10 protein-coding genes are annotated in these 10,843 nt (G+C 27.7%); all 10 read left to right on the forward strand.

What is annotated here, in order from left to right; genetic code table 11:
- The first annotated feature begins 133 nt into the window (after positions 1-133).
- Positions 134-1,129: a hypothetical protein gene (locus tag HMPREF3186_RS02125; RefSeq protein WP_060913720.1), complete on the forward strand. Its 996-nt coding sequence runs from the start codon at positions 134-136 to the stop codon at positions 1,127-1,129.
- Complete coding sequence (locus HMPREF3186_RS02130; RefSeq protein WP_060913721.1) at positions 1,122-2,489, forward strand: replication initiation and membrane attachment family protein; 1,368 nt, start codon at positions 1,122-1,124, stop codon at positions 2,487-2,489. The genes HMPREF3186_RS02125 and HMPREF3186_RS02130 overlap by 8 nt, the downstream gene beginning before the upstream one ends.
- Complete coding sequence (dnaI, locus tag HMPREF3186_RS02135; RefSeq protein ID WP_060913722.1) at positions 2,489-3,373, forward strand: primosomal protein DnaI; 885 nt, start codon at positions 2,489-2,491, stop codon at positions 3,371-3,373. Before HMPREF3186_RS02130 ends, dnaI begins: the two co-directional genes overlap by 1 nt.
- Before the next feature lie 148 nt (positions 3,374-3,521).
- The gene (mraZ, locus tag HMPREF3186_RS02140) at positions 3,522-3,953 is read left to right on the forward strand and encodes a division/cell wall cluster transcriptional repressor MraZ (RefSeq protein WP_060913723.1); all 432 of its coding nucleotides are present in this window, start codon (positions 3,522-3,524) and stop codon (positions 3,951-3,953) included.
- Between the two features lie 11 nt (positions 3,954-3,964).
- Positions 3,965-4,900 carry a 16S rRNA (cytosine(1402)-N(4))-methyltransferase RsmH gene (gene rsmH / locus HMPREF3186_RS02145; RefSeq protein WP_060913724.1) on the forward strand — a complete coding sequence of 312 codons (936 nt, stop codon included), beginning with the start codon at positions 3,965-3,967 and terminating at the stop codon, positions 4,898-4,900.
- 15 nt (positions 4,901-4,915) lie between these two features.
- On the forward strand, positions 4,916-5,242 hold the full coding sequence (locus HMPREF3186_RS02150) for a hypothetical protein (RefSeq protein WP_060913725.1): 327 nt from the start codon (positions 4,916-4,918) through the stop codon (positions 5,240-5,242).
- Positions 5,243-5,404: 162 nt separating this feature from the next.
- On the forward strand, positions 5,405-7,441 hold the full coding sequence (locus tag HMPREF3186_RS02155; protein WP_231724143.1) for a penicillin-binding transpeptidase domain-containing protein: 2,037 nt from the start codon (positions 5,405-5,407) through the stop codon (positions 7,439-7,441).
- A 9-nt stretch (positions 7,442-7,450) separates the two neighbouring features.
- Entirely contained in the window at positions 7,451-8,434 is a 984-nt protein-coding gene (gene mraY, locus HMPREF3186_RS02160; RefSeq protein WP_060913727.1) for a phospho-N-acetylmuramoyl-pentapeptide-transferase, read from the forward strand.
- A 1-nt stretch (position 8,435) separates the two neighbouring features.
- A complete protein-coding gene (murD, locus tag HMPREF3186_RS02165) occupies positions 8,436-9,776 on the forward strand; it encodes a UDP-N-acetylmuramoyl-L-alanine--D-glutamate ligase (protein ID WP_060913728.1) in 1,341 nt (446 codons plus the stop codon).
- A gap of 5 nt (positions 9,777-9,781) precedes the next feature.
- Positions 9,782-10,747: a cell division protein FtsQ/DivIB gene (locus HMPREF3186_RS02170; RefSeq protein WP_060913729.1), complete on the forward strand. Its 966-nt coding sequence runs from the start codon at positions 9,782-9,784 to the stop codon at positions 10,745-10,747.
- Positions 10,748-10,843 lie beyond the last annotated feature (96 nt).

Here is a 10,843-nt window from a genome sequence, read left to right on the forward strand (position 1 = left end):
AGAACGTTGCCAGGCAACAGTGAGAGCCTTCCTTTTGGAAGGTTCTTTTTTTATATAATTCTTACATATATTTTGATTTTATTTTCAAAATAGAGTATCATAAGGTAGTAATATTTTTTTGGAGGTTTAGGAAATGTTTTATTTAGAAGATGAGAAAACATTAGTGTTAACTGGTGAAAATAAGAAAGACATTTTAAGTGCGTTAAAATTAATTAATAATATATCTAATAATAAGAATATAAAAGTTGCATATATTAAAATCTTAGGAAAAGTATTAGAATTTAATAAGGCTATAGAAAACTATTATCATTCACAAAAGCCTGGATATAATGAGGTATATCAAGAAAGAATTGACAATTCAGATAATAGTTATGACGAGTTTAAGCGTATAAAAGCATCATTAAAATTAGATTTTGATGATGATAATTTTAATAATGAATTAGAAAAAGAATTTAACTTAATACTTACTAGAATTGAAAGTAGAATTTCTATAATTTTTGAAGATGAACATCAGTATAATTTTAATAATTACCTAATTACACTGATTCAAAAAGAAAATCTTGATGAGTTTATTTGGCTAAATACTATTTATAATATTTATAAGGAAGGTAAGAGTTTGAATAGTATTGTTAATGATTATTTGAAGTTAAGCGATGTTGAATTTTCTGATCTTTATAAGATTTACCTATTTGTTACTGATTATAATATCAATAAGTTGTTATTAAAAAATGAATCTAATATTATTAATGATGACTATTTAGAGAATCATGATATATTCTTTGATTACATGTATAAGCTTATTGATGATTTAAGAACCTTTGTAACAAAAAATGATAAGAAGAATATTCTTAGTTTTTCAACTATTATTGAGAGTCATACTAATATTAGTACTCCTAATAAAGAAGAATTTCTAGACTGTGTATATAAAGTATTCAATTTCCTAAGAGCACTTTACGAAAATGATAACGCAAAATTATTATTAGATAATATCTATCCTATTTTAGTAAAATCTTTCTTTGCACCACTACGAAATGATGACAAAATTAAGTACGACTATAATCAGGATTTTATATATGCATTAGAGTATACTCAAATCATTATAGAAGTAATGGATGATAATCATGAATAATAAGTTTTCAGTTAAGGATTATTATTGTGTCTATAATGATTTTGATACATCTAAACGCATAAAAGAGTTACATAACTTGTATTTACCATTACTTGGTAATGATGCAATTAGTCTATATACATTTTTTGGTAGTAAGATGCTAAGTGATAAAAATCTATCTAAAAGTTATCTACATTATGATATACTCGATAATCTAGGTTTATCAGATAATAAGTTCTTAATTGCAAGAAAAAAATTAGAAGCTTTGGGTTTGATACAGTCATTGTATTTTGATAATAATGGTATTGGACAGTTTATATATAAAATAAAAGAAGCATTAAGTTTTGAAGAGTTTTTTAATACACCAGTGCTTGCAAAATTATTAGAAAATACATTGGGGTCTAATAATTATTCTGATTTGGTAAATTATTATTCTTTAGATAAAGTAAGCTTTAAGAGTTTTGAAGATATTTCTGCGAAATTTTCTGATGTTTTCCGTTTAGAAAATCTAAATGATTTTAGCTTTGATTATATAACAAGTAAAAGTGTTAATGGACCAAATTTTGATGAATATTTCTTTGATTTTGATAAATTAAATTTTTATTTAGCTAATAGTTACCTAACAGATGTAATATCTAATCCAGAAGTTAAAAACAAAATTTTAGGTTTAGCTCATATTTATAAAATGTCTCCAGAAGATATGTCTAGTGCTATAGAAAAATCTGTAGAAATTTCTAATGGAGCCAGCGAGATTAATATTAATGTTCTTAGTGATTATATCGCTCAACTAAATGTTAATGTTAGAAAACAAGAAGTACCGACTCTTGATCGTATGATAAATAAAAATCTTGTTGGTAAAAAAGAAGAGCAGTTAACTGAAGATGAAAAATTTGCTAAAGAAGTTGATAACACTAATTTTGTAGAATATTTAAATAAGCAGGTAGGAATAGTACTCTCTAAAATAGATGCTAAAAATATTGAAGAGTTACAAAGTAAGTATAATTTTCCTACTGGTGTACTAAATATATTATTAGAGTATTCTATTAAGCAAAGTGGTAAAAATTCAATACCACATATAAACTATATAGATAAAATTGCAAGTACATGGAGTGCTCAAAAATTATTTGGAGCTAAAGATGCTATAGATTTTGTTAGAGCTAATAGAAATCAGAAAACTAAAGCTTTTAGCACTAATAAGAGTCCACAAAAATCTTATTCAAATAATCGAAAATCAAATCATGCTCCGTTTCCTGAATATTTACAAAATAGGCAAAATAGCTTTAATCAATCAAAAAAGGAAGAGGACAGAGTAGTTACAAAAGAAGATGAGGATACTTTTAAAGATTTGATGAAAGTATTATATAATAAAGGGGATGTATAATGAAAAAATTATCCAATATAGTATCAAGTAATACAGAAAATTCATTTAAGAAGTTTATCACAGAAAAAGTTCTGAGTGATGTAGAGATAATTAAGTTTATTCGTGATAATAACTTTTCTAAAATTGATGTAGAAAATAATCTTGAAAAATTTTATCAATATTATATTTCTAAAGATACACTACTAAATATTGAACATAAACCAAAATTGGTTTGTAGTGATAAAGAGGTTAATATAGTTTATCAAGAGACTGATGAATATAAACAAAAAGTTGAAAACCAAAAAACATCGAATAGAATCAAGACAGAATTTATTCCAAAGAGAGTTTTAACATATACATTTGATAATTTGTCCAAGAATAGTAAGAAATCTAGATTAGCAATAGAAATTGTAAACACTTGTATGAGCATCCTTAATAAACAAAGTACAAGAGGTGCATATATATATGGGCCAACAGGAACTGGTAAGACATATTTGATGGGATGTATTTACAATTATTTCAAACAGAATGGTAAAGAACCAGCAATTTTATACTACCCTGAATTTATTAGAAAAATAAAATCAAAGATTAGTAATAACAGTTATGATTTATATATTGATCTTATAAGAGATGAAGAAATTCTTATTATTGACGATATAGGTGCTGAAAATATTACGGAATTTATTCGAGATGAGGTGCTTGGCCCAATTATTAATCATAGAGAAGCAGAAAAATTACCAACATTTTTCTCATCTAATTTAAGTATAGATGATTTAGCAGAATTGTTATCTAATGGAAGAACAACTGTGGATAAAACAAAGGCTTTAAGAATAGTAGAAAGAATACATTCTTTAAGTGCTTCTCACTTCTTAGATGGTGAGAACGAAAGAGAATATTATAATTAAAAGAAGAAGCATTTTTAAACATTTTCGTTTATTAATGCTTCTTCTTTTTTTTATGGTAAAAAAATCAAAAAAATTCATTTTTTTTTAGAAATTAGTGGAAAAAAGTGGGGAAATGTGGTAAATTATAAAAGTAAGGTGGTGAGAAGTAGTGTTTATTGGTCAATACAATAATAAAATGGATGCCAAAGGAAGGCTTAGTATTCCAATAAAGTTCAGAGATGAACTAGGTGAAAAATTTATTATTACAAGAGGTCTAGACTCTTGTTTATTTGGCTATTCACTACAAGAGTGGCAAAAAGTGGAAAGTAAGATAAAATCACTACCTATTACTAAAAAAAATGCTCGTACTTTCCAACGTTTCTTCTTTTCTGGAGCCACTGAAGTTGAAATAGATAAACAAGGGAGAATTAATATTCCAAACGCTCTTATAGAGCATGCTTTTTTAGATAAAGAGTGTGTTGTGAATGGTTTATCAAATAGAATAGAAATATGGGATAAAACACGCTGGGAAGACTTACTAGAAGAAAGTGAAGCTAGTGTAGAAGAAATAGCAGAAGAATTAGAAGATTTTGATTTTTAGGATGGATGAGAATGTTTAAACATTATAGTGTATTATTAAATGAAGCTGTAGAAGGCTTAGATATAAAAGAAGATGGTATATATGTAGATTGTACTCTTGGTGGGGCAGGGCATAGTTTAGAAATTTTAAAACGTTTAAAAAATGGAAAACTATACGCTTTTGATCAAGATAATGTTGCATTAGAAAATGCCAAAGAAAAATTAGCTGAATACAGTGATAAAGTTGTCTTTATTAAGTCTAATTTTGTTAATTTAAAAGAAAAATTAGCAGAGCATGGTGTTAATGAAGTGGATGGAGTTCTTTATGATTTAGGAGTTTCTTCACCACAATTAGATACACCAGAAAGAGGTTTTAGTTATAATTATGATACAAGATTGGACATGCGTATGGATACTGATGCAAAAATTAGTGCATATGAAGTCGTTAATGAGTATAGTTATCATGATTTAGTAAAAATATTTTATCGCTATGGAGAAGAAAATTTCTCTAAGCAAATAGCGAGAAATATTGAAAAAAAACGTGAGCAAAAACCTATAGAAACTACTTTTGAATTGGTAGAAATTATAAAAGAATCTATCCCTGCTGCTAAAAGAAGAACTGGTGGACATCCAGCAAAAAGAGTATTCCAAGCAATTCGTATTGCTGTAAACAATGAATTATCAGTATTCGAAGACTCATTAGAACAAGCAATAGATATCGTTAGTGTAGGTGGAAGAATATCCGTAATAACCTTCCATTCTTTAGAAGATAGAATTTGTAAACAAATATTTAATTCTTATTCTAAATCAAAGAATATTCCAAAAAACCTTCCTATTATGCCAGAAGAAAGTTTATCTAAATTAAAAGTAATTACAAGAAAACCTATATATCCTAGTGATATTGAATTAGAAGAAAATAATAGATCAAGAAGTGCAAAATTAAGAGTTGCAGAAGTTCAGACGAAGTAGAGGGGAGGAAAGAAAATGGCTACACTAAAGGTATATAGTCGTGAATATGGAGTAAAAAAAGTACAAGAGAAAGTAAAGTTTAATTTACTAGAAAAAACTACGTATGGAGTTTTTGTAGGAGTTATTTTACTTGCCAACGTAGTTATGTTAAACTATAAAGGAGAGATTTATTCATTACGAAGTGCTCAACAAAAAAATGATATTGTAATATCAGAAAAACAAAAAAATAATAATGAACAAAAAGTTATGATAAACAATCTATCATCTTACGAAAGAGTTAAAAAGATTGCTGAGACGGTAGGAATGAAAACTCAAAAAGATAGTATAAAGGTAGTGAGATAATTGATAAAACTTTTTAAGAAAATATTAACCTTAAAGTTTTTGGAAGATAGAAGAAGTTTAGAAAGAAAAGATTATATCTCTCGAGAAAGAACAAAAATTGTATTTTTTCTAATTTTTGTTTTTTTCTTTGTATGGATATTAATATTAAATATAGGACAAATGATGTTAATTGGAACGGTTAGGGGACATAATCTTTCAGAATTAGCAGATAAAAAGTATAAGATAGATAGTAGTTTACAGCCAAATCGCGGAAAAATCTTTGACAGAAATGGAAATATACTAGCTGATAATATAGAATCCTATAAATTAGTAGCAGTAGTATCAGATAAAGCTACAGAGGATGATACAAATCCACGCCATGTGGTAGATATTAATAAAACAGCAGAAGAACTATCTAAATTTATTAAATTAGATAAAAACAAGATAAAAGATATACTTAGTAAACAAGGAGTCTATCAGGTAGAATTTGGGACTGCGGGTAAAGATATAAGCGTAGAAGATAAGAAAAAAATAGAAGAGTTAAAACTACCAGGAATTGAATTTATAGCAACAACAAAAAGATATTATCCAAACGGAAGTATGCTTGGTAACTTTTTAGGATTTGCACAAAATTCACCTGATAGTGATTTAATAACAGGTCGTTTAGGAGTTGAGAAAACCTTTGATTATTATTTAAGAGGAAAAGAGGGACATATTACTTATGCGAAAGATGCATGGGGGAAAGTTGTTTCTAATATACCGAAAGTTGAAATCAACCCAGTTGATGGGGCAGATATATATTTAACAATTGATAAAAATATTCAAGGTTTTATTGATAATACTTTAAAAGATATTCAAGATAAGTATGAACCAGAAAGTGCGTTTGCAATCGCGGTCAGCCCTAAGACAGGAGAAATATTAGGATTAGGACAAACACCAGCATTTAACCCTAATACTCAAGAAAATCTTGCAAGTGCTTGGTCTAATATTTTCTATAACTCAGCTTATGAACCAGGTTCAACTTTAAAAACATTCACAATGTCAATCATGGCAGAAAATAACATATATAAACCAGACAGTTATTATAGATCGGGATCATATCAAGTAGAAGATGCTACAATTTTTGACTGGAATAAAATTGGTTGGGGTACGATTACTCAACGTCATGGTTTCCAACAATCTTCAAATACATTAATGTTAACTTTATTAAATGAATTAGGAACTGAAAAATTAAAAACAGGTTTAGAAAACTTTGGATTTGGAAAGAGCACGAATTCATTATATGGTAATGAAGCAACGGGAGATCTAGTATTTAATAATAAAGTTTCAGCTTCAACAACAGTATTTGGTCAGGGTAGTACAGTGACTGCAATGCAAATGGTTCAAGCAGAAACAGCAATTTTAAACGACGGACAGATGTTATCACCATATTTCCTACAAAGAATTCACGATAAAACGATTGATAAAGATGTTAATATTGGGAAAAGAACTGTTGTTGGAAATCCAATTTCAAAACGTACAGCTGATATAATGAAAGAAGAATTATATGGTGTTGTAAACGGAACTTGGGCGCAAGGTGGTAAAAGATATGCTGTAGAAAATTATAGTACATCTGGTAAAACTGGTACAGCAGAGGTAGTAGATCCGAAAACAGGAACATATTATAAGAGTCCATATAAAGTAATGCACTCATTTATAGGATATGCACCAAGTGAAGATCCACAAGTAATACTATATGTTGGTTTAAAATTACCTTCTAAAGAATTAGGAGCAAGTAATGCTAATGGTGCATCTGAAATATTTAAACCAATAATGGAAAATACTCTTAACTATTTAAATGTTAAGAAATCAAAGGATAACAACACTATTCAAAGTTATCAAATGGATAATCTTGTAGGGGAAAATGTTGAATCTACAATTGTTAATTTACAACAAAAAACTAAAAATATAATAACAATTGGAAGTGGAACTAAGGTAGTTGGCCAATATCCTTCAGCAGGGAATATAATAAAACAAGGAGAGAGAGTATTTTTATTAGTCTCTGATGAAAATATAATTACACCTAACTTTACAGGATGGTCAAAAGTAGACGTACTTAACTACGCTAAATTATCTGGATTAGATATTGAAATCGAAGGAAATGGATTTGCTAAACAACAATCTATTCCAGCACAAAGATTTGTGAAAAAAGGGGAAAAGATAAAAATAAAATTTAGTTAGGAGAACGAAATGAGTAATTCAGATACAGTATTTGCTATATCGTTATTACTGGTAGCATATTTTCTGACAGTACTAATGCTACCTAGATTAATAAAATATTTACATGTACTAAAGTTTGGCCAAGCAATCAGAGAAGAAGGGCCACAAAGTCATATGCATAAAAAAGGAACACCTACTATGGGAGGTATTTCTTTTATAATTGCGATAGTTATTTCACTTATAGTTGCTATGTTTTTAGATAGTCCGAATATACAATACTATATACTGTTCATTTATACTACAATATCTTTCTCAATAATAGGATATATAGATGATATGTTAATCGTAGTGAAAAAGAAAAATGATGGATTAGCACCAAGAAAAAAATTAATGTTACAAATACTATTTTCTGTAATATTTTATATATTAGTAACTTTCATTTACAAAGATGTTAATTATATACATATTCCAGTATTTGATTATAATTTAAATATTTCATATTTCTATATAATTTTCTTAGTATTTTGGCAAACTGGTTTTTCTAATGCAGTAAATTTAACAGATGGATTAGATGGATTAGCTACTAGCGTAACAATTATTACAACTAGTACGTTTGCTTTATTAGCATATAAAGAAAATAACTTCCCTGTATTAGTATTTTGTTTAACAATAGTAGGGGCACTTGCAGGATTTTTATTATTTAATAGAAATCCAGCAAAAATATTTATGGGCGATACTGGATCATTAGCGCTAGGAGGAATTCTAGCTGCAATATCTGTGATTTTACATAAAGAAGTAGCATTTTTATTTATTGGTTTAGTATATATATTAGAAACACTATCAGTAATTATTCAAGTAGCGTACTTTAAGAAAACTGGTAAAAGAATTTTTAAAATGTCACCATTACATCATCATTTTGAACTGTCAGGTTATGGTGAAGTAAAAACTGTATACATTTTTGTTATTATAGCTGTTATATCTTCAGCTATAGGGTATTTTGTAGGAGTAATATAAAATGATAAATTTAGAAGATAAAAGAATATTAGTATTAGGATTTGCTAGAAGTGGTTACTCAACTGCAAAAATTTTAAATAAATTAGGCTATGATGTAATCCTAAATGCATTTGACGATCTGAGTACTGATAAAAAAGCTATTGAATTAAAAAACTCAGGTGTAAAAATAGTTGATGGTGGTCACCCATTAGAACTATTAGATAGTATAGACTTAATAGTTAAAAATCCAGGAATAAAATATGAAATTGAATTTTTGCAAAGAGCAATAGAAAAAAATATTGATATTATAACTGAGATAGAATTAGCTAACACATTGTTTAATATTGATATGGTAGCAATTACGGGTACTAATGGAAAAACTACAACTACACAAATGACATTTGACATACTAAAAGCAGCTAATAAAGATGTCTTTTTAGCAGGAAATATAGGATATCCATCTATTGAAGTAGCATACAATCATCCTAATTCTTTAATTATTACTGAAGTATCATCGTTCCAATTACAAGGAACTAAGTATTTCAAATCATCGGTAGCAGCGATTACAAACTTAGGCGTTGGTCATTTAGATTATCATGGTAGCGTAGAAAACTATAGAAATGCCAAGAGAAATATCTACAAAAATCAAACCCAAGATGATATTCTAGTTTTAAATATTAAAGAATTAGAAAAATATGAATTGAGTAAAATAAATTCACAAGTAATTCTTTATGATACGAAAGAAAATTCAGAAGCAGATGTGTTTGTAAAAAACAATATGGTAGTCTATAAAGATATAGAATTATTTGATATAACAAAAATGTCTCTTCCAGGTATGCATAATGTAGAAAATGCAATAAATGCAGCATTAATATCATACATAAAAGGTGCATCGATTGAGACAATTCGCAAGGTACTTTATAGTTTTAGCGGAGTAAAACATAGATTACAATTTGTTGGAGAACATAATGGAGTGAAGTTTTATAATGATTCAAAAGCTACTAATCCAGTAGCTACTACTACTGCACTTTCTGGATTTGAAAATAATATAATACTAGTTTGTGGTGGAAAAGATAGAGGAATTGACTTCAAAGAATTAGTTCCATTCTTCTCAAGAATTAAAGCAATGGTTGTTGTGGGTGAAAGTAAAGAGATACTATTTGCACTAGCATCTGCTAATGGAGTAGAATGTCATAGGGCGAAAAAAGTAGATGATGCAACAGTTTTCGCAAATAAACTTGCAAAAAGTGGAGATATAGTTTTACTATCTCCAGCATGTGCATCGTGGGATCAATATAGATGTTTTGAAGATCGTGGAGATGAATTTATAGCGACGTTTGAGAAGATTAGTCAAGAGGATTAAAAACCATGAACAAGAAGAATCAAAAGTTACTAACAAAAATAAATAATGAGAAGAGACGAAGCTCATTAGAAAAAATTAAAAGAAAAAAAAGAAGAGAATTAATATTCATAGTAACTTTATTTTTAATTGTGATAGCAGTATTTACATTATTATTTAGTAATTATTTAAAACTAAAAACAATAGATGTTGAAGGTAATAATCAAATTACTAAAGAAGAGATACTAGAAGCGGGTAACATAAATAATAATCTAAGAACTTGGTCTATAAAAGATGAAGAAATTCAAAAAAACATTCAATCCAGATTTGAAATATTTAAGTCTGTTTCTGTTCAGTCGAAATTACCGTCTACCATTAAGGTGAAAGTTGAGGAATATAATTTTATTGCACAAAATAAAAAAGAAGATGGTAGTATAGAGATAATTATGGAGAATGGTATACCATACTCTGGAAAAATAAGAAATAATTATAATCTGCCAATTCTGGAAAACTTTAAAGATGATAGTGATAAGTTAGATGAGATATATAGGAATTTAAATAATTTAAAAGAAGAAGTTAGACTTCAAATATCAGAAATTATAAATGATGATGGTGATAATATCACTATATATATGAAGGATGGTCAAAAAGTAAAAGCGTTAAGAGCAAGTTTTTCTGATAAATTAAATTATTATGATGAAATATCAAAATATATTGAAGATAAAAATAATACAACTTTAAATCTGATAAATGGTGCATATTTAGAAACGCCAAAATCAGAAAAAAGAAGAAACGATAGTATTAAGCAATTGCTTGCACGTCAGGGACTAAAAGATGAGAAATCATCAAAATCTAACAAAGAAGAATCAGAAGAGACAGAAGTAGTAGAAAAAAATAACAAAACTGAAAATTCTACTACAAATTACAAAACAACAACCTCTAAAAATATTAAAAATACCGAACAACAATCAGTAAATAATAACAAAAATGAATAGTAAAAAAAGTATCCAAAATTTTGTATTTTGGATACTTTTTTTATTCAAAAATTATATAAAATTAAAAGGTTCTTTGTCAAATTCGGTTGATTTAGA

It is taken from the genome of Gemella haemolysans (assembly GCF_001553035.1).
Lineage (GTDB): Bacteria > Bacillota > Bacilli > Staphylococcales > Gemellaceae > Gemella > Gemella haemolysans_B.